At 69.6% G+C, this 19,904-nt stretch carries 17 protein-coding genes; 15 read left to right on the top strand and 2 right to left on the bottom strand.

Features of this window, described 5'->3' with window-relative positions; genetic code table 11:
• Nucleotides 1–16 precede the first annotated feature (16 nt).
• From ACYQ0U_RS20435 to ACYQ0U_RS20415, 5 genes are all read left to right on the top strand, one after another.
• Entirely contained in the window at nucleotides 17–967 is a 951-nt protein-coding gene (locus ACYQ0U_RS20435) for a PfkB family carbohydrate kinase (protein WP_459975725.1), read from the top strand.
• Between the two features lie 54 nt (nucleotides 968–1,021).
• On the top strand, nucleotides 1,022–2,095 hold the full coding sequence (locus tag ACYQ0U_RS20430; protein WP_459975724.1) for a ribose-phosphate diphosphokinase: 1,074 nt from the start codon (nucleotides 1,022–1,024) through the stop codon (nucleotides 2,093–2,095).
• Between the two features lie 43 nt (nucleotides 2,096–2,138).
• Complete coding sequence (locus ACYQ0U_RS20425) at nucleotides 2,139–3,443, top strand: amidohydrolase family protein (RefSeq protein ID WP_459975723.1); 1,305 nt, start codon at nucleotides 2,139–2,141, stop codon at nucleotides 3,441–3,443.
• Nucleotides 3,444–3,566: 123 nt separating this feature from the next.
• On the top strand, nucleotides 3,567–3,755 hold the full coding sequence (locus ACYQ0U_RS20420; RefSeq protein WP_459975722.1) for a tautomerase family protein: 189 nt from the start codon (nucleotides 3,567–3,569) through the stop codon (nucleotides 3,753–3,755).
• A 216-nt stretch (nucleotides 3,756–3,971) separates the two neighbouring features.
• On the top strand, nucleotides 3,972–6,251 hold the full coding sequence (locus ACYQ0U_RS20415; RefSeq protein ID WP_459975721.1) for an FdhF/YdeP family oxidoreductase: 2,280 nt from the start codon (nucleotides 3,972–3,974) through the stop codon (nucleotides 6,249–6,251).
• Nucleotides 6,252–6,297: 46 nt separating this feature from the next.
• Here ACYQ0U_RS20415 and ACYQ0U_RS20410 read toward each other — a convergent pair whose 3' ends face one another.
• On the bottom strand, nucleotides 6,298–7,248 hold the full coding sequence (locus tag ACYQ0U_RS20410) for a flavin reductase (protein WP_459975720.1): 951 nt from the start codon (nucleotides 7,246–7,248) through the stop codon (nucleotides 6,298–6,300).
• Between the two features lie 320 nt (nucleotides 7,249–7,568).
• Between ACYQ0U_RS20410 and ACYQ0U_RS20405 the strand changes: the two genes are divergently transcribed.
• From ACYQ0U_RS20405 to ACYQ0U_RS20385, 5 genes are all read left to right on the top strand, one after another.
• Nucleotides 7,569–8,669, top strand: a complete 1,101-nt coding sequence (locus ACYQ0U_RS20405; protein ID WP_459975719.1) for a phosphotriesterase family protein — start codon at nucleotides 7,569–7,571, stop codon at nucleotides 8,667–8,669.
• A gap of 119 nt (nucleotides 8,670–8,788) precedes the next feature.
• Nucleotides 8,789–9,151, top strand: coding sequence for a cupin domain-containing protein (locus ACYQ0U_RS20400; protein ID WP_459975718.1), 363 nt, complete (start codon nucleotides 8,789–8,791; stop codon nucleotides 9,149–9,151).
• 31 nt (nucleotides 9,152–9,182) lie between these two features.
• On the top strand, nucleotides 9,183–10,196 hold the full coding sequence (locus tag ACYQ0U_RS20395; RefSeq protein ID WP_459975717.1) for a nucleoside hydrolase: 1,014 nt from the start codon (nucleotides 9,183–9,185) through the stop codon (nucleotides 10,194–10,196).
• 190 nt (nucleotides 10,197–10,386) lie between these two features.
• Nucleotides 10,387–11,121 carry a response regulator gene (locus ACYQ0U_RS20390; protein WP_459975716.1) on the top strand — a complete coding sequence of 245 codons (735 nt, stop codon included), beginning with the start codon at nucleotides 10,387–10,389 and terminating at the stop codon, nucleotides 11,119–11,121.
• A 56-nt stretch (nucleotides 11,122–11,177) separates the two neighbouring features.
• On the top strand, nucleotides 11,178–12,842 hold the full coding sequence (locus tag ACYQ0U_RS20385) for a GAF domain-containing sensor histidine kinase (RefSeq protein ID WP_459975715.1): 1,665 nt from the start codon (nucleotides 11,178–11,180) through the stop codon (nucleotides 12,840–12,842).
• A gap of 74 nt (nucleotides 12,843–12,916) precedes the next feature.
• Here the strand turns inward: ACYQ0U_RS20385 and ACYQ0U_RS20380 are convergent, their stop codons facing one another.
• Nucleotides 12,917–13,234, bottom strand: a complete 318-nt coding sequence (locus ACYQ0U_RS20380; RefSeq protein WP_459975714.1) for a PNPOx family protein — start codon at nucleotides 13,232–13,234, stop codon at nucleotides 12,917–12,919.
• A gap of 245 nt (nucleotides 13,235–13,479) precedes the next feature.
• On the opposite strand from ACYQ0U_RS20380, the gene ACYQ0U_RS20375 reads away from it, so the two are divergent.
• From ACYQ0U_RS20375 to ACYQ0U_RS20355, 5 genes are all read left to right on the top strand, one after another.
• Nucleotides 13,480–15,024 carry an AMP-binding protein gene (locus ACYQ0U_RS20375; RefSeq protein ID WP_459975713.1) on the top strand — a complete coding sequence of 515 codons (1,545 nt, stop codon included), beginning with the start codon at nucleotides 13,480–13,482 and terminating at the stop codon, nucleotides 15,022–15,024.
• 132 nt (nucleotides 15,025–15,156) lie between these two features.
• Nucleotides 15,157–16,143 (top strand): LLM class flavin-dependent oxidoreductase, encoded by a 987-nt coding sequence (locus ACYQ0U_RS20370; protein WP_459975712.1) that lies wholly within the window; start codon nucleotides 15,157–15,159, stop codon nucleotides 16,141–16,143.
• 200 nt (nucleotides 16,144–16,343) lie between these two features.
• Nucleotides 16,344–17,579 (top strand): epoxide hydrolase family protein, encoded by a 1,236-nt coding sequence (locus ACYQ0U_RS20365; protein WP_459975711.1) that lies wholly within the window; start codon nucleotides 16,344–16,346, stop codon nucleotides 17,577–17,579.
• A gap of 22 nt (nucleotides 17,580–17,601) precedes the next feature.
• Complete coding sequence (locus ACYQ0U_RS20360) at nucleotides 17,602–18,549, top strand: beta-keto acid cleavage family enzyme (protein ID WP_459975710.1); 948 nt, start codon at nucleotides 17,602–17,604, stop codon at nucleotides 18,547–18,549.
• 228 nt (nucleotides 18,550–18,777) lie between these two features.
• A complete protein-coding gene (locus ACYQ0U_RS20355) occupies nucleotides 18,778–19,899 on the top strand; it encodes a sugar ABC transporter substrate-binding protein (RefSeq protein WP_459975709.1) in 1,122 nt (373 codons plus the stop codon).
• Nucleotides 19,900–19,904: the final 5 nt, after the last annotated feature.

The following is a 19,904-nucleotide window of genomic DNA, read 5'->3' as shown; positions in this document are numbered from 1 at the left end:
GTCTGGTGGCGCAGCCATGAGCGGACGTCTCCTCGTCGTCGGGGCGGTGAACGTCGACATGGTGGTGGCAGCCCCTCGGCTACCGGGGCCAGGGGAGACCGTGGTCGGCCCCGGCCTGCAGCGTCACGGCGGCGGCAAGGGCGGCAACTCCGCCGTTGCCGCCGCCCGGGCCGGCGCCGACGTGCGCTACGTCGGCGCCGTCGGGCGGGACGAGCTCGGCAGCTCTGCACTCGGTGAGCTGCAGGCCGAGGGGATCGACACCGCCGACGTGGCGGTCAAGGAGGACGCGAGCACGGGCGCGGCCCTCATCGTCGTCGATCCCTCCGGTGAAAACCAGATCGCTGTGGCGGCCGGTGCCAACGCGGCGATCACTGCCCAGGACGTCGACGCCGCCATGGGTCGGGCGCACGACTGGCCCGGCTGTCTTCTCGTGAGCACGGAGATCGCCATGACTGCCGTCGTCACCGCGGTGGATGCCGCGTCGACGCATGGCTGGCTCTGCGTGCTCAATCCGGCACCGGTCACGCCCGAGATCGCAGACCTTCTCCGACTCGGGCCGGTCCTCACCCCCAACAGGGGAGAGCTGGCCGACCTCTACCGGCTGCTCGGTGAGCCCGGAGAGCCCCCGGTCGAGGCGATGGCCGCCGCGCTGGCGCTCCACACGCGGGCGCCGGTGGTCGTGACGCTGGGTGCCGACGGCGTGCTCGTCTGCGATCCCGACGGCGCGACCACGCGGATCCCAGCTGCATCGCCACGCCGCGTGGTGGACACCACGGGAGCGGGCGACACGTTCAACGGCGTGTTCGCCGCCAGCCTGGCATCAGGGTCGGACGTCATGAGCGCCGCGCGCCGCGGCGTGGCGGCCGCCGCGTTGTCGGTCGAGTCCGCCGGTGCCCGTTCCGGCATGCCGGGTGTCGCCGCGATCGACGCCGCGCTCGAGACCGCCCCCCACACCACGCCCGCGTGACCGCGTCGGGACGTCAGTCATTTTTTTTGAACTTGAGTCGAAAGGTTTCTACCCATGGACGTGAGCGTTGCCGGTGCGGGGTTGGCAGAGGTTCCCGCGGGCGTACTCAACCCGCATCTGCGGGACGCCGACTCCCTGGAGGCGCCGGTGCGTGCGGGTTCCGGCAAGAGGCTGATGCTCTTCTCGGGCCGATCGAACGCGCCGCTGGCGCGCGCCATCGGTGACCTACTCGACATCGACCTGGGCAAGGTGACCCTCAAGACCTTCTCCAGCGGCGAGGTCTACAGCCGCTTCGACGAGTCGATCCGCGGTGCAGACGTCTTCATCGTCCAGCCGATGTGCGGCAACCCGGAGACCGGGGTCAACGCGAACGACGCGCTCCTCGAGCTGCTGGTGATGGTCGACGCGGCAGTCGGCGCCAGCGCCCACCGCGTGATCGCGGTGACCCCGTGGTACGGCTACTCGCGGCAGGACAAGAAGTCCGCTCCGCGCGAGCCCATCTCGGCGCGGATGGTCGCCCGCACGCTCGAGGTGACCGGCGTCGACCGGGTGCTGACGATGGACCTGCATGCCGGCCAGCTGCAGGGGTTCTTCGGCATCCCGGTCGACCACATGACGGCCGTGGGGATCCTCAGTGACTACTTCGCCGGCTTCGACGACGACCTGGTGATCGTGGCGCCCGACTCGGGTCGGGTGAAGCTCAACAAGCAGTTCGCCACCCAGATCGGGGCCGGCCTGGCGATCCTGGACAAGGAGCGCCCGCAGCAGCAGGTCGCCGAGATCACCACCGTCATCGGCGATGTCCGGGGGAAGACCGCGATCGTGATCGACGACATCATCGACACCGCCGGCACCCTGTGCGCTGCCGCAGAGGCGCTCCAGCGTGCGGGCGCTCGACGCGTCCTCGCGGCGGCCACCCACGGCGTCTTCAGCGGCCCGGCGTACGAGCGTCTGGCGGCTTCCCCGTTCGAGCAGGTCGTCGTCACCGACACCATCCCGCTGCGTGCGGGTGCTCCTGACAAGATCAAGGTGCTTTCATGTGCCCCGTTGCTTGCGGACTCGATCAGCCGGATCTTCACCGATGACTCGGTGAGCGCGGTCTTCGGTGGCAAGAACTACACGTTCTGAAGGGGAACGGCATGTCACATCCAGCAACCCTGCCGGGCACTCGATGACGCCCGGGGACATCGCCATCGAAGGCGGCCTGGTCTGGCTGGGTCCCGGCGAGCAGCACCACGACGGCCTGGTCCACATCCGAGACGGCGCGGTCGTCCATGCGGGGCCGCGCTCGGACGGCACGGTGCCGCCCGGGACGCCCGTGCTCGACGCTGCGGGTTGCACCGTCCTCCCGGGCCTGATCGACGCCCACGTCCACCTCACGACCAACTCCGTCCATCACCAGGTGATGGCCAGTGACGTCTTCCGGGGGCAGGTCACCCAGCCGGCCAAGCTGCTGCACGGGGTGCGCAACGCTCACCGCGCCCTGGCCGCGGGTTTCACGACGCTGCGGGTGATGGGGCATCGCGGCGCCGGCGAGGTGGAGCTCCGCGACTTCATCGAGGAAGGCGTGGTGGTCGGGCCCCGGCTGCTCGTCGCACCGTGGTGGATCACCATGACCAACGGTCATGGCGACCTGTTCTACCCGCCCTACACCCCACGGCAGCAGTGGGACACCGCGGACGGCGTGGAGGAGTGCCGCAAGCTCGTGCGGCTCCTCGCCAAGGCCGGTGCGGACTTCATCAAGGTCATGGCCAGCGGCGGGATGTCCAAGGGCGAGCAGCCGCACTGGCCCAACTACAGCATCGCCGAGCTGGCCACCATCGTGGAGACGGCCCACGAGCTCGACCTGCGGGTCGCCGCGCACGCGCTGTCCGCGGAGGGCATCCGGCGCAGCCTGGCGGCGGGCGTGGACTCGATCGAGCACGGCTCGTACCTGGACAAGGACATGGCCGTCGAGATGGCCGAACGCGGCACCTTCCTCGTCCCGACCATGTCCTTCAACGACTGGTGCCAGCGCGAGGGCACACGCAGGGGCCTCGCCCCGCAAGGGGTCGCCGACCTCCGCGAAGCCCACGACCGAACCATCGAGTCATTCGCACTGGCGCGCGAGGCGGGAGTCAAGGTCGTGATGGGCACCGACTCGTCGGGAACCCTGTGTCCCTTCGGTGCCCACGCTCGCGAGCTCGAGCTCTACGTCCAGCACGGCATGTCCACCGACGAAGCACTGACGACCGCCACCGCCCACGCCTCGGCGCTGCTGGACCGGCCGGAGATCGGCACGCTCCGGCCCGGCGCCGCGGGCGACGTCGTCGTCGTCGAGGGCGATGTGCTGGCCGACATCGGCCTCCTGGCGCACCCCTCCAACATCAAGCACGTGGTTCGCGCGGGGCAGGACCTGAGCCCCTACTTGCGGGAGGCATCGGTCGCACTGGGGATCCAGGAGCCAGCGACCGCGGATCGCCCCGACGCGTCCTGAGCGAATCACGAGACGACCGCGGCGACGACCGCGACCCTCCGTGACCGGCCAGGTCGAGAGACCTCCACAGTTGTCCCACCACAGTTCCCACCCCAGTTCGTCCACCAGAGAGTGAGAGATCCCATGGCCCACATCGAAGCATCGTTCTTCAGCCGCCGTTTCGAGGACGAGGACTTCAGCCAGAAGATGGTCGAGGCGCTCACCCAGGCGGTCGGCTCCGTCCTGGGCGAGGAGGCGGCGAACGACACCGCCATCGTGCTGCGCCCCGTGGACCCGTCCCACTGGGGCTACCGCGGCAAGCTCCTGGGCTGACACCTCCGCGCGTCCCACGACCGGACCGGGGTCACCCGCGCAAGCCGTGGTGTCGACGAAGTGGCCGGCCGCTCGGGCCTGTGCGCCCTCGGCCCGATGATCAGGAGACAGCGACCGGCGACGTGATCGAGGACGTCACCGACGGTACGCCGCACGACGCGGTGCCCGCGAGGGCATCCGCGAGTACCGCACCACCTACCGAAGGACGATGACGCCGTGAGCGAAAGCCCTGGTGACGAGGAACGCGCGCGGACCTCCCCACCGAAGACCTGGGCTGCCGGCGCCACCGCCGTCGGACACGCTGTGGACTACGCCGTGCGCCACAGCGGCATCCGCCGTACGGCGTTGACGCTGCTGAGCCTGAACCAGACCGAGGGCATCGACTGCCCCGGCTGCGCGTGGCCGGATCCGACACAGCGGCACCGGAACGAGTACTGCGAGAACGGCGCGAAGCACATCGCGGATGAAGCCACGACCCGGCGCGTGACCCGGGAGTTCTTCGCCGAGCACTCGGTCGCCGAGCTGGACGGCAAGTCGGACATGTGGCTCAACCACCAGGGCCGGCTGACCGAGCCGATGGTGAAGCGGCCCGGCGCCAGCCACTACCAGCCGATCAGCTGGGACGACGCCTTGGGGATCGTCGCCGACGAGCTCAATGGCCTGGACTCGCCGGACGAGGCGATGTTCTACACGTCGGGGCGGCTCAGCAACGAGGCCGCCTTCCTGCTGCAGCTGTTCTCTCGCGCGTACGGCACCAACAACCTGCCCGACTGCTCGAACATGTGCCACGAGTCCAGCGGCTCGGCGCTGGGCGAGACCCTCGGGATCGGCAAGGGCAGCGTCTCGCTCGACGACATCCACGAGTCCGATCTGGTCTTCGTCGTCGGCCAGAACCCGGGCACCAACCACCCGCGGATGCTCTCCGCGCTCGAGAGGACCAAGCGCAACGGCGGCAAGGTGATTGCGGTCAACCCGCTGCCCGAGGCCGGCCTGATCCGGTTCAAGAACCCGCAGCACCCGCGCGGGCTCGTCGGGAAGGGCACGGTGATCGCCGACCAGTTCCTCAAGATCCGGCCCGGCGGCGACCTCGCGCTCTTCCAGATGCTCAACCGGCTGCTCCTCGAGGCCGAGGACGCCGCGCCTGGCACGGTCCTCGACCACGAGTTCATCGCCGCCGACACCACCGGGTACGACGCCCTGGCCCGCCACCTGCGCACGATCACCTGGGAGCACGTCCTCCGGGCCACCGGCCTGGACCGCGCGGAGATCGAGCAGGTCCACCAACTGGTGTTGAACAGTCGCAGCATCATCGTCTGCTGGGCGATGGGGTTGACCCAGCACAAGCACGGCGTCCCCACCATCCGCGAGATCGTCAACTTCCTGCTCCTGCGCGGCAACCTCGGCCGGCCCGGCGCGGGCGTGTGCCCGGTGCGCGGTCACAGCAACGTCCAGGGCGACCGCACCATGGGCATCTGGGAACGGGTGCCCGACTGGTTCCTCGACGCGCTGGGGCGCGAGTTCGACTTCGATCCACCCCGCCGGCACGGCTACGACTCGGTCGCCGGCGTCCGCGCGATGCGTGACGGCCGGGCGAAGGTCTTCGTCGGCGTCGGCGGCAACTTCGTTCGAGCGATGTCGGACAGCGACGTCACGGAGGCCGCGCTGCGGTCGTGCTCCCTCACCGTCCAGGTCTCCACCAAGCTCAACCGCTCGCACACCGTGTGCGGCGAGACCGCGCTGATCCTCCCCACGCTCGGGCGCAGTGACCGTGACGTGCAGGCGAGCGGCGAGCAGTTCGTGACCGTCGAGGACTCGATGGGGGAGGTCCACCAGTCGCGCGGCCGGCTCACTCCGGCATCCCCGCACCTGCTGAGCGAGGTCGCGATCATCGGCCGGCTCGCCCGTCGTACCCTCGGGCGCGGCGGGTCCATCCCGTGGGAGGACTTCGAGCGGGACTACGCGGTCGTGCGGGACCGCATCGCCCGCGTGGTCCCCGGCTTCCAGGACTTCAACGCCCGGGTCGCCGAGCCCGGCGGATTCCGGCTGCCCAACCCGGTCAACGAGCACCGGTACCCGACCGCCAGCGGCAGGGCCGTCTTCACCTGCAATCTGCCGGAGCTGATCGCTCCGCCTCCCGGTCACCTGGTGCTGCAGAGCCTGCGCTCCCACGACCAGTGGAACACCATCCCCTATGCGATGAACGACCGCTACCGCGGCATCCGCGACGCCCGTCGGATCGTGATGGTCAACCCCGCCGACCTCGCCCACCTCGGCCTCGAGGACCGTCAACTGGTGGACCTGGTGAGCATCTGGACCGACGGGACCGAACGTCGCGCGGAGGGCTTCCGGGTCGTGTCATACCCGGCGGCGCGCGGCTCGGCCGCGTCGTACTACCCGGAGACCAACGTGCTGGTGCCCCTCGACAGCGTCGCCGAGACCAGCAACACGCCCACGTCCAAGGGCATCATCGTGCGGCTCGAACCGGTCGGAGGATGACCTGGCGGCGACGCGGGGCCGCCCGACCAGGCGACCCGGGGACCGCTCAGATCTGCGTGAGGGATGCCCCGTCGTAGAACTTGCCCGCCTTGTAGACCATCGGCTCCAAGGCGGAGATCTCGAGATAGGTGACCTGCGCGACGATCAGGACGTGCGTCTTGGCGCGGAAGCGCTCCTTGATCTCGGCCTCGATCGAGGCCGCCGAGCCACGAAGCAGAGGAGAGCCTTCGGGTCCGGTGTGCCAGTCGAGCGCTGCGAACTTGTCGTCGGACTTCGAGGCGAACCGGTCGACGACGGCGAGCTGCGTGTTGGCGATGATGTTGATGCCGAGGTGCTCGGACTCGAACAGCGACGGGTAGGTCGAGGACGACTTCTGCACACACACCGCCACCAGCGGCGGTTCCAGCGAGATGGGCATGTAGGCGCTGACGGCCAGCCCGCGTGGCTGACCGGCGGAGTCCATGGTCGTCACCACCGTGACCCCGGTGACGAACTTCCGGTTGAACTCCTTGAGGTCCTCGATGCTGGGCATCTCGACCGCATCCCCGGAGGCCTGGGGCTCGCGGGGCGCATCGAGCGCGGATCGCAGGCCGGGCACTCCCAGGTCCGACAGCATGTCGACCGTCGGATCCCAGGTCACGCGCTCACGGATGATCCGGCCATCGCGCAGGGTCCCCTGGACGGCGCCGCGGGCCTGCAGCGCACGTCCCGTCGGCGGCACGTCGCCGAACGGGCTCGCGAACGTACCGGTGGCCGACCAGAAGAGCGCGAAGTCGGCGCCGTCCACGACGATCGAGTCCACCGTCGTCCGCAGGTCCGGAATGGCAGACCGCATGTCGCGGACCTGGCGCTTGAGGTCGATCAGCCCCGAGGTGCGCCCGAGGCCGGCGTTCTCCAGCTCGTAGTCGGGATGGAGGATCTCGTCCAAGGCGTCGGAGTCACCGTGGTTCCAGGCTGCGTCCCAGGCCGAGCGCACCAGATCCTTGAAGTCCGACATCTCTTCCATCCTCATCTCTGCACACGAGGCCGACGACGCCACGGTCCCGGTCGCCCGACTTCGATCCCGGCTGTCGCCAACCGGGGGGAGGGACCTGGGAGCGAGTATTATCGATTCGACTTTCACTGTCAACGACGCGCTCGGACGCGATGTTTCAGGCGTTCCTCACGCAGGCACACCGGCGGAAGCGCCATAGTCGAAACGTTTCGGCACCCTCCTGCGATGCCGCCATCTACTAGGCTGTGCGCGGTCAGCACGAAACGAATCCAAAACCCGGGCCGCGGCGGAGCGGCGCGGTGATCCCACGAGGAACCACGCCTGTGGACGACGTCTCCTCCGGCCAGGTCCAGGTCACCACCGTCCTGGGGCCCGTTCCCGCCGACGAGCTCGGGATGACGCTGACCCACGAGCACCTCATCTGCGACTGGACCGCACCCCTGGGCGAGCCGCGGGGAGCCGGGGGCCCCAGCCTCTTCACCCGGCGGGTCGAGCCCTCGATCCGCTGGCTGCTCATCGAGGATCCGTCGTGCTGCCGGGACAACCTCCGCGTGGACGACGCCGCCGCAGTGGCCGACGAGCTCCAGCGCTTCGTCGAGGCCGGAGGGCAGACGGTCGTCGACTGCACCAACGCCGACATCGGCCGTGACCCGGGCGCGCTTCGCGAGATCTCCCGGCGAACGGGTCTCAACATCGTCATGGGGTCCGGGTGGTACGTGCACCCGTACCACGACAGTGGGACCGCAGGGGCCACGGCGGACGAGCTCCACGCCCAGCTCCTGGCCGAGTTCTCTGACGGCGTCGGCGAGACCGGCATCAAGCCGGGGGTGATCGGAGAGATCGGCGTGTCGCCCCAGTTCAACGACGCAGAGCGGGTGCGTCTCCGCGCCGCGGCCGGGGCTCAGCGGGAGCTGGGCGTACCGCTCCTCGTCCACCTGCCGGGATGGCAACGCCGTGCCTTCGAGGTGCTGGACATCCTCCTGGGCGAGGAGGGCGTCGCGCCGGAGGCGGTCGTCCTGTGTCACATGGATCCGTCCGGGGAGGACGCCGGCTACCAGAGGGAGGTCGCCGGTCGAGGAGCGTGGCTCGGGTTCGACATGATCGGCATGCCCCACCACTTTCCCGGCGAGGGCCAGTCGCCTGCGCCGGACCAGACCGCGGCGGCGATCACGCGCCTGGTCGAGGCCGGCCACGCCGCGCGGCTCCTCCTCAGCCATGACCTGTCGGTCAAGGCCATGTGGACGCGGAACGGCGGGAACGGAGTCGGCTACGTGCCTCGGCTCTTCCTGCCCCGGCTCGAGCGCCACGGCGTGCCGGCCGAGATCACCGCCGACCTGTTGACGGGCAATCCTCGCCGCCTGTTCGTCGCGGCGGCGCTTGCCTCGTCTTCGACGTCGGGTGAAGGTGCCGCCGGACCGGTGTAGAAACGTTTTGACTTTGGCCCGCGGTGGGCTAGGTTCGCCCTAGTCGTTGTCTGCCGGTGATGTCTCGGCGGGGAGCGTCGCTGGCCGCGCAGCAAGTTCCTCCCGGAAGGATCGACAAGGTGACGCAACACCTCGGGAACGTCTTTCGCTACGACCTCGAGCCGGAGGGCTACGAGTCCCTGGAAGACAGCCGCACGACCGTGGACACGGCCACCTATCGCATCGGAACGGTGGACGGCGTGAACGTCGGTGTGTGGGAGGCGGCGCCGGGTCTCATCGGAGGACATACCGCCGACGAGATCTTCGTGATCCTCGAGGGCCGCGCCGAGGTGACCTTCGAGGACACGGGGGAGAGCCTCTCCATCGGCCCGGGCGATGTCGTCCGTCTCCACGCCGGCCAACGCAACACCTGGCGCACCGTGGAGCGGCTGCGCAAGGTGTCCGTCTGGTCGGAACCCACGGTCCAGCCACCCTCCTCCTGACCGTCCGTCCCCTGACCTGAGAGGCCTTCGCATGGAGCGCCGTCCCGTGATCCTCGACGTCGACACCGGCAATGACGACGCTGTCGCCATCACCATGGCCGCGACTCATCCTGCCCTCGAGCTCCTGGGCTGCACGACCGTGGCCGGCAACCTCTCCGTCGAGGAGACCACCGACAACACCCTCCGGGTGCTGCAGGCGATCGGCCGGAGCGACATCGAGGTGCACGCCGGGCTCACGCGCCCCTTCGCCCCGAGTCCCTACCCGTCGGACGTGAGAAGGCTGGAGGGCGCCTTCCACCAGAGCCCCCTGCCCGTCGGCGTCTCGGGGCTTCAGCCCCGCAGCTGGCGCGGCGTCGAATGGCTCATCGAGACCCTGCGCCAGACGACGAGGCAGGTCACGTTGATCCCGATCGCCCCGCTCACGAACATCGCCGCCGCGATCACGGTCGCGCCCGACATCCTCGACGCGATCGACGAGGTGGTGCTCATGGGTGGCGCATCGATCGTCGGGAACCGGACGCTCGCCGCGGAGTTCAACACCTACACCGACCCCGTCGCAGCGAACGTCGTCCTGAGCGCCGGCATCAAGCGGCTCACGATGGCCGCGCTCGACGCCACCCACGAGGTTCTCATCAGCCGCGACGACCTGCAGCGCTACCGAGCGCTGGGCACGCGCGCCGGAGACCTGGCGGCCACGGTGACCGAGTACTACATCGCCGGCTACGACGCGGCTGTCGGGTCTGTCGGCGCCGACTCGTCCGCCCCGCCGCACGACGCACTGTGCGTCGCCTACGCGATCGACCCCGACGTCCTCGAGCTCACCGACGCCTACGTCGAGGTGGACACGGTGAGCCCGTACAACTACGGACGCACGACCGTCGACCTCCACGGGTATCGCGGCGAGCCGGCGAACGTCCGCTTCGCCCAGCACGCGGACTCGGCTCGATTCCACCGCCTTCTCGACCAGTGCCTCCGACAGGACGCCGAGCTCGCCGATGGCGAGGCAAGCGAGGAGTCGCGGGCCGGGTCCTTCGATCGGAGATGACAGGCGGGGGTAGGGCGCTGCCGACCACCGAGCGGTGACCCACGGGCCCGACGGGCGGCGTGCTCGGCCGGCCGGGCCCACGGTGCTGTCCCTCGCAGCCCTCCACGCCGGTCAACGCGAGATCAACGGTGCCTCAACGCTGCCCGCCGACCCGGTGGCTGAGCCCTCGGGCATGTGGTACTCATCTCGCATGACCCAGTCCGCAGGGGAGCGGACGCCCGACCGGCGGGCGCCGATCGTGCTGGTCGTGGACGACGACGCTGCGATCCGCAAGGTCGTGCGCTGGCAGCTCGACGACGCCGACTTCCGCGTCGTGGAGGCCGAGGACGGAGAGGTGGCGCTTCGCCGGATCCGCGACGACCGTCCCGCGCTGGTGATCCTCGACCTCTCTCTTCCCCGGCTCGGCGGCCTGGACGTGCTCCGTTCCCTGAGGGGCGGACGGGCCGGCCGGTCCGACACCCCGGTCATCGTGCTGTCCGGGCGCAGTGGCGAGACCGACCGGATCGTGGGTCTCGACCTGGGTGCCGACGACTACCTCGTCAAGCCGTTCTCTCCCGGTGAGCTCGCAGCCCGGGTCCGGTCGGTGCTGCGGCGCAGCTACCCCGAGCTGTCCGGGGAGGCCATCGTCGCCGGTCCGGTGCGCATCGAGCCGACCAGCCGGCGGGTCTGCGTCGGGGACGGCGAGGTGGACCTGACGCCGAAGGAGTTCGACCTCCTCGTCTTCCTCGCGACCCATCCGCGCCGGGTCTTCACCCGCAGCGAGCTGCTCGACAGGGTGTGGAACTCCTCGTCGGAGTGGCTCGGTGACGCGACGGTGACCGAGCACGTGCACCGGCTCCGGCTCAAGCTGGAGCCGGACCCGTCGCAACCGCAGCTGCTGCGCACCGTTCGCGGCGTCGGCTACCAGCTGGTGGACGACTCGTGAGCGCGCCGGGGCCGGTCGGACCCGGACCCGGGGCTTGGTCCGACGACGCCCGGGAGATGCTGGAGCGGCAGACCGACGTGCTCGAGATGATGGCGCGGGCTGCCCCGCTGCGCGAGGTTCTCGACGAGATCCTCACCTCGCTCGAGCACCTCATGGGCGGCAGCAGGTGCTCGGTGCTGCTCCTGGACCGCGCCCGGGGAACCCTGCACCACGGGGCGGCGCCGAGCCTGGGGGAGGAGTACGTCTGCGCCATCGACGGGATGGCGATCGGCGACGGGGCCGGATCGTGCGGGACCGCGGCCGCGTTGAATGTCCCGGTCGTGGTCACCGACGTGCGGACCGATCCGCGCTGGGCCGACTTCCGGGACGCGGCCGTCGCCGCCGGACTGGTCAGCTGCTGGTCCACCCCGATCGTGGGTCGCGACGGCCTGCCGGTCGGTACCTTCGCGGTCTACCACTCCGAACCGCACCATCCGGTGGGGCGCGAAGAGCTCCTGGTCGACCGCTTCACCCACCTGGCTTCCGTGGCGATCGAGCACGCCGCTCTCCTCAAGGACCTGATGGAGAGCGAGGAGCGCTTCCGGCGCTCGTTCGACGACAACTCCCTCGGGATGGCGATCGTCGGGCTGAACCACAGGGTGGTCATCGGCAATCCGGCGCTCACGACCTTGGCGCGACGCGGGCACGGCCTGGGTGGGAGCGCCCTCGCCGACCTCCTGACGCCACGGGAGATGTCGCTGGACGCGTGGCTCGACGAGCTCGACGATGTCCACGTCGGACCCATCGCGTTCGAGGCTGTGCTGCACCGCGACGACCTGGCGGGCGTCGAGGTGGAGGTGACCGTCTCGCTGCTGCGCGACCCCGACGGGACCCCCCAGCGCTACCTCGTGAACGTCTTCGACCTCAGCGAGCGTCGCGCCGCCGAGCGGGACCGGCGCGCGCGGCTGGAGGCCGAGGCGGCCCGGCGAACGGCTGAGGAGCTCTCCCATGCGAAGTCCGAGCTGCTTGCGGCCGTCGGGCACGAGGCCCGTACGCCGATCCAGGCCATCGTCGGCTTCGCGGAGCTGCTCGGCACCATCGACCTCGACGAGGCCCGCCGGCGGGAGGCGCTCGTCCACATCGGCGCCGCTGCCGGTCACGTGATGGACCTCCTGGCCGACGTGCTGGACCTGAGCCGCCTCGAGGCGAACGCGCTGCCGCTGGCGCTGGAGCCGGTCTGCCTCCGCGACGTCGTCCTCGAGGCGTTCGACCTGCTCGCGTCGACGGCGCGGGAACGGCGGTTCGAGCTCGTGCAGCACCTAGCCGCGGACGTCGTCCTCGGCGACTCCCGGCGGCTCCGGCAGGTGGTCTTGAACCTCGTGGGCAACGCGATCCGGCACGGCTATGTCGGCGGTCGCGTCGAGGTCTCCTCCCGACGCGCCCCCGACGGTTCGGCCGTGCTCGTCACCGTCGACGACGACGGCCCCGGGATCCCGCCGGACCTGCTGCCCCGGATCTTCACCCCGTTCGTGTGCGCGACCCGGGCGCCCGGCCGGACGCCGACGACCGGCGGGCTCGACGCCGCCCACGAGGAGAGCATCGGCCTCGGGCTGGGGCTCGCGCACGGGCTGGTGCGAGCCATGGGCGGGGACCTCTCGGTGGGTCGGTCCGGACCGACCGGCACGTCCGTGCACCTGCGGCTCCCCCGCCCCGACCCGGTGGCCGCCCGGAACGTCTCCTAGTCCGGCGGCTCGCCGACCGGCAGCCGACGTCACCCGGGTCGTGACCGACGGCTCGCCGCCCCGCCCAGCCGCTCTCACCCCTCGGCGGCGGACCACCCGGTGACCGTGACGATGCGGCAGACCAGGATGCGGTGGAACGGCTTGTCGGCGTACTGCGGCACGGTACGCGCCAGGCGGTCGGCCAGGTCGTCGACGATCGAGGAGGCCGGCTCGGCCACGTGCTCGACGTCGGCACGCACCCACCACAGCCTGGACCAGTCCTCGGCATCCCAGCATTCGACGAGCAACGAGCCGCGCGGGTCTGCCGCCAGGTTGTCCTCGCGCTGCAGCCGTGACGACGCCTTGGGCTTCACGCGGTCGATCGGCACGCCGACGTGACCGTCGTCGCTCACGGCGTATACCACCGGCTGCGGGTGCGGACCGCGCCGCGGGTGAAGCGTGCAGAACACTCCGTGGACCTGGGCGCCGAGTCGAGATCGTGCTGCTTCTTCGCTCAGCCTCATCAGGCTCGTCCCCGGGTTCGTGGGATGGTCGGTCCCGCCAGCGTCCACCCTGGCGGTCCTCGGGACAATCATCTGTTCCTCAACGCCTTCGGCGGCGCCTTGACCCGCCGGGGGTTCCGGGAAAGATTGGCGCCATGAACCTGGCCACGTGGGTCGAGCGGCACGGGCGCAGGCTTCGCGACGCTCCCGCGCTGGCCGAGGGGTCTCGAGTGCACGCGACCTGGTCGGAGCTCGCGGGAAGGGTCGCGCCGGCCGCCGGCGGGATGCGGGACCGACTCGGACTCGAGCCGGGCGACCGGCTCGCGATCGTGATGCGCAACCGGCCCGAGTACCTCGAGGTGCAGTACGCGGCCTGGCACGCGGGACTCGTCGCCGTACCCGTCAACGCCCGCCTGCACCCCGACGAGATCGCCTACATCCTCGACCACAGCGGCAGCAGGATCCTCGTCACCGACGACGAGCACGCCGCGGACGTCGCGCCGCTGGTCGACCGCATCGCGACGCTCGACGGCGTCGTCGTGGCTCCCGGCCCGCAGTGGGCGGACCTCGTCGCGTCGGATCCGGTGCCCCTCGCCGACCGGGGGAGCGGGGACCCGGCCTGGCTCTTCTACACCAGCGGCACCACGGGGCGTCCCAAGGGGGCCACCCTCACCCACGGCAACCTGCTGATGGCGTCCCTGAGCTACTTCGCCGACATCGACCCGGTGGCGGCGACCGACAGCGTCCTGCACGCGGCGCCGCTGTCCCACGGGTCCGGCCTGTACGGGCTGCCGCACGTGGCGCGGGGCGCGGTCAGCGTCTTCCCGTCGCCCGGCACCCTGGACGGGCAGGAGTTCCTCTCGCTGTCGAGCCAGTGGCCCGGGATGTCGTTGTTCGCCGCCCCCGTCATGGTCAAGCGGTTGGCCGCGGACCCCGCGCTGGCCGGCGCCGACCTGTCCGCCCTCAAGACGATCATCTACGGCGGGGCGCCGATGTACCTCGCCGACCTCGAGGACGCCCTGGCGGCGTTCGGCCCACGCCTGGCCCAGATCTACGGCCAGGGCGAGACGCCGATGACGATCACCGGACTGTCCAAGGCCGACCACGCCGAGCGCGACCATCCCCGGTGGCGCGATCGGATGCAGAGCGTCGGCTTCCCCCGGACCGACGTGGAGGTCAGGGTGGTCGACGCCGAGGACCGCGAGCTGCCGGCGGGCGAGGTGGGCGAGGTGGTCGTGCGCGGCGGAGTCGTCATGGCCGGGTACTGGAACCAGCCGCAGGAGACCGCGGAGACGCTGCGCGGCGGCTGGCTGCACACCGGCGATGTGGGCAGCTTCGACGACGACGGGTTCCTCACCCTGCGCGACCGGTCCAAGGACCTGATCATCAGCGGGGGCATGAACATCTACCCCCGGGAAGTCGAGGAGGCGCTGCTGTGCCACCCCCACGTGGAGGCAGCTGCCGTGGTCGGCAGGCCGGACCCGGAGTGGGGTGAGTCCGTGGTGGCCTTCGTGGTCACCGACGGCACCCAGCCGCCCGTGGCGGAGCTCGACCGCGTCTGCCTGGACCGCATCGCGCGGTTCAAGCGACCCAAGGACTACAGCTTCGTTGACGCCCTCCCCACGAACAGCTACGGCAAGGTCCTCAAGCGGGAGCTTCGAGACCGGCTGCGCAAGGAGTCCGCTCCCCGCGAGCGTTGAGAAAACGATGAGCACGGGGACCCTTGCGGCCCGTCTGTGCCCACTTGTTGAGTACCGGGCAAGGGCCGGACCGGGTCCGCGTGGACACCCATCGGTCGATGGCCGACACCCTCCCGAGGAGATGTTGACACGATGAAGCTCGCCCTCTACCTCCCCACCTTTCGCAACCACGTGACGGTCCAGGAGCTCGCGGACCTCACCGACCTGGCGGAGGAGCTCGACTTCGACTCCGTCTGGACGCTCGACCGCGTCGTCGTCCCGGAGGCCTCGGACCGCGGCGAGCTGGCGTACTCGTTCGGCATGATGAAGGAGTTCCCGACCCAGCTCCCCGTGGAGTCGAAGGGCAAGTGGTTCCAGGGTTGGCCCCTCATCCCCTGGCTCGCGGCCCGGACCGAGAAGGTCCGGATCGGGATGAGCATCACCGACACGCCGTACCGGTCTCCCGGCGTCTTCGCGGCCGAGTGCGCCACCATCGACCACCTGTCCAACGGGCGACTCAACGTGGGCGTCGGTGCGGGCTGGATGCCGGAGGAGTTCGCCGCCGCCAGCGCCACGGACATCTTCCCGCGACGGCACGCCCACGTGCGGGAGACCATCGAGATCTGCCAGGGGATCTGGACCAACGAGCTGTTCGAGTACCACGGGGAGTTCGCCGACTTCGACCGGTGCGGGTTCGGGCACCAGCCGGTCCAGAAGCCGCACCCGCCGATCTACTTCAGCGGCCTGCGGGACCCGAAGCGCTCGGCCAACCGGGTGGCCAAGTACGGCCTCGCGGGCTGGATCGGCATCCAGGACACCCCACGGGAGTTAGCCGAGTGGCGCACGGCGATCGCGCGCGAGCTGGAGGAGCTCGGCAAGTCGATCGACGACCTCGACATCTGCAGCATGATCTGGTTCACGATCACCGACGAGGACGTCGACCAGACCGACAACGGCAAGGTGTCGAACATCCTGGTCGGGAGTGCCCGGCAGATCACCGACATGCTCAAGCGCTACCAGGAGGTCGGGCTGACCATGCCGCTGCTGTGGCCGCCCTTCGCGGACGTGCCGGTGTCGAAGACCCTCGACGACCTCAAGCGGCTCAAGGAGGAGATCATGCCGAAGGTGGAGGCCTCCTGAGCTGACGCTGGGCCGGCTTGCTCACCCGAGGGTGCCACCCCGTCGCGGTGAGGGTGCGTCCGCCGATCCCGGCCGCAACTCCTCCCCGCGTGGGTGGTCACCGCCTGCGGACCCTTGACATCCCCCTGTGCCACGCCGATGCTTTGAATCCAAACTCAGTACGCAAATAAATACCCAAAGCCGATTCGAGGTAGTCGTCCATGCAGGGGAATCACGAAGTCCGCAAGTTCAAGATCGACATCCCCGACGAACAGCTCGAGGATCTGGCGGACCGGCTGCGTCGAACCCGGTTTCCCCGGGACTTCGCCAACGACGACTGGCGCTACGGCTACAACGGCGAGTACCACCGCGAGATGGTGCGCTACTGGCTCGAGGACTACGACTGGCGCGACGTCGAGCGGCGGATGAACGAGCTGCCGCACTTCAAGATCGACCTGATGGGCGTGCCGCTCCACTTCATCCACGTCCGCGGCAAGGGCTCGAACCCTGTCCCGCTGCTGCTGCACCACGGCTGGCCGTGGACCTTCTGGGACGTGCGCAAGGTGATCGGCCCACTGACCGACCCGGCCGCGTACGGGGGTGACCCGGCCGACGCCTTCGACGTCGTCCTCATCTCGCTGCCCGGCTACGGGTTCTCCTCGCCCCTCACGGAGCCAGGATGGAACTGGTGGCGCACGGCCGACCTGGAGAACACCCTGATGAAGGAGGTCCTGGGCTACGAGAAGTACGCCGTGGCCGGCGGCGACTGGGGTGCCCTCGTGACCCAGCAGCACGGTCACAAGTACCAGGACGACGTTTTCGGCATCTATACCCACTTCCCGGCACAGATGAGCCACTACCTGTTCGAGCACCCCGACGCACCCCCCGGCATCTCCTACGACCCGCTGCTCGGGTTGCCCGCAGCAGAGGAGTACGGCCCGGGCGAGGAGGGCTGGTTCGAGCGCGGGAAGTTGTTCGTCGAGAACGAGAGCGGCTACGGGGAGATCCAGCTGACCAAGCCGCAGACGCTCGCCGCGCTGGTCACCGACTCTCCCGCGGGCCAGCTCGCCTGGATCACCGAGAAGCGCTACTTCTGGGGGCTCGAGGAACGCGGCAGCGGCACGGAGGCCTTCGAGCGGGTCTGGCCCAAGGAGGACCTGGTGACGACCGCCGCCGTGTACTTCCTGACCGAGACCGGTGGCACGTCCTCGCGCTACTACTGGGAGTGCCGCGGCAACCCCTGGAAGCCGTCGCACGACCGGTTCCCGGTCGTCGGTGCCCCGACCGCGGTGAGCATCTACCCCGGGGAGATCTACAAGCCGCCGCGGACCTGGACCGACGAGTACTTCAACCTCCAGCAGTACCGCGTCCACGAAGTCGGCGGCCACTTCGCCCCGCTCGAGGTGCCGGAGATCTACGTCGACGACGTCGCCACGTTCTTCCGGCAGTTCCGGTGACGGCGGGGAAGGGGACACGCTGATGAGCACCGCGCCGGACAGGTACGCGGAGAAGCAGCCGGCCTGGGACTACCCGGTCGTCATCGAGTCGCACATCAACGGCGTGCGCACCAAGGAGATGAACCCGAACACTCCGGTCTCGTACGAGGAGATCGCCGAGGACGCGGTGCGGTGCTGGGAGGCGGGCGCCGGTGCGATCCACGCCCACAACACCAGCTTCGACCTGCTCGGTGAGAACGCGTACAAGGACTACATGCGCACGTGGCGCCAGGTCCTGGACCGACACCCGGACATCACGTGGTACCCCACCACGTGCAACAACCTGCGGCTGCTGCCGAACGAGAACGGACTCGAGCACGTCCCGTACCTCTACGACAACGCGAACGTGCGGATCGGCTGTGTGGACACCGGGCTGACCCTCTTCGCCACCGACGTCGACGACGAGGGCTATCTCTCCGGCCCTGAGTTCGGCTTCAACTACGCACGGGTGGCCAGCCAGGTGCGGATGTTCCGCGAGCGCGACCTCGCGATGGTGTTCGGGGTGTACGAGCCGGGCCACCTGCGCCACGCGATGCACTACGTGAACCGCGGCCTGTCCACCCCGGGCTCGATGTGGGACTTCTACCTGATCGGGGACTACGGGCTGACGGCGACCGAGCCAATCGGCACCAACGGGATGAAGCCGACCCTGGAGAGCCTCTACTACTACCTCTCCATGGTCGAGGAGGCCCAGGTCCAGCACCCGTGGTACATCTCCATCTGGGGCCAGGGAGCTCTCGACGATACGGCCCTCCTGCGCCGGGCCATCGAGCTCGGTGGGCACATCAAGACGGGGCTCGAGCTCTTCTACGACCCTGAGCGGAACCCGACGAACCTGGAGCTCCTCCAGCAGGCTCAAGAGATCGCGCGTGAGGTGGGCCGACCGATCGCGACTCAGGCGGAGGCACGAGCGCTTTACAACATCCGCTGAGCGCCGCCGCCCGCTCGCCGGGCGTCGATCCGAGCGTGCGGGCACCGAGCCGGACTCCCGAACGGGGGCCGGCTCGGTGCTTCGTGCATCGCTATTCGAAACATGCATGGCGTGCCCCGGGCCCTTGACACCGCCGTGTGTCGTCACTCACACTCAACATGCCGATGCGGCATACGAATAAACATTCACTAGTCACGTCCGAGCGGCCGTGGCCCACAAGGAGTCCAGATGTCCACCAGCAAGTCTTTCCGGAAGCGCCTCGCGGCCGGTGTGGCCGCCCTGGCCGCGCTCGGCCTCGCGACGGCGTGCTCCTCGACTTCGGGGTCCGGCGCCAACGCCGGGCCGATCGCGAAGGAGGACATCGTCCTCGTCGCCTCCGTCATCAACACGACCAACCCGTACTTCGCCTCGAACATCGAGGGCGCCCAGGCCCTGGGCAAGAAGCTCGACCTGCCGGTGGAGATCGTGGACTCCGAGGGCTCCTCCCAGAAGGAGATCTCGAAGATCCAGGCGATTCTCGCCCAGGGCAAGAAGGTCGTGCTGTTCGTGAACACGGTGGCCAGCTCGGACGTGCCGCCGATCATCAACGCCTGCAAGCAGGCCGGCGCCTACTGCACCATCTGGTGGAACAAGCCCGACGACTACGAGCCGTGGGACCAGGGCGACAACTTCGTGGCCTTCCAGAAGCACGGCGGCGTGGACAGCGGCCGCTGCACCGCCCAGACCCTGGCCGAGTCCATCGGCAAGGGCGGCATCATCGCGCTCGCCGGCGTGCAGGACAGCACGACCAGCCAGACGCGCGTCGCCGGCCTGGAGGACGAGCTCAAGAACTACCCGGACGTCGACCTGCTCGAGGTGCGACCGGCCAACTGGGACCCGCAGCTAGCCTTCCAGGAGACGCAGAACATGATCGCCAAGTACGGCGACCAGATCAAGGGCATCTGGGCCGCTGACGACGGCATGATCATCGGCGCCAAGGAAGCGGTCGACAAGGCCGGTCTGACCGGCATCAAGTTCTCTTCCGACGGCCTCTACCCGCCGGTGATCGACATCATGAAGCAGCCGGACAACCCCATCGTCGGCGAGACCTTCCACCGTGGCTACATGGCCTCCGCGATCGGCCTCTACACCGCCTACCTCGCGGCCACCGGTGAGATCGACCCGTCGGAGCTCCCGCACGAGAAGCGCAACAGCCTGTTCAAGATCAGCTGCGTCACGCCTGAGAACCTCGACGAGTACACCAAGTACGACGACGACATCGACGGCTGGATCGACTCTCTCATCGAGAACGGACCGTGGGACACCGAGCCCGTCCCGCTGGTCGGCGGCGGCCCCGAGGTCCTGCCGTAGGGCTA

This window comes from Nocardioides pyridinolyticus (assembly GCF_054653575.1).
The sequence above is the reverse complement of the archived record's forward strand: the minus strand, read 5'-3'. Positions and strand labels throughout refer to the sequence as shown.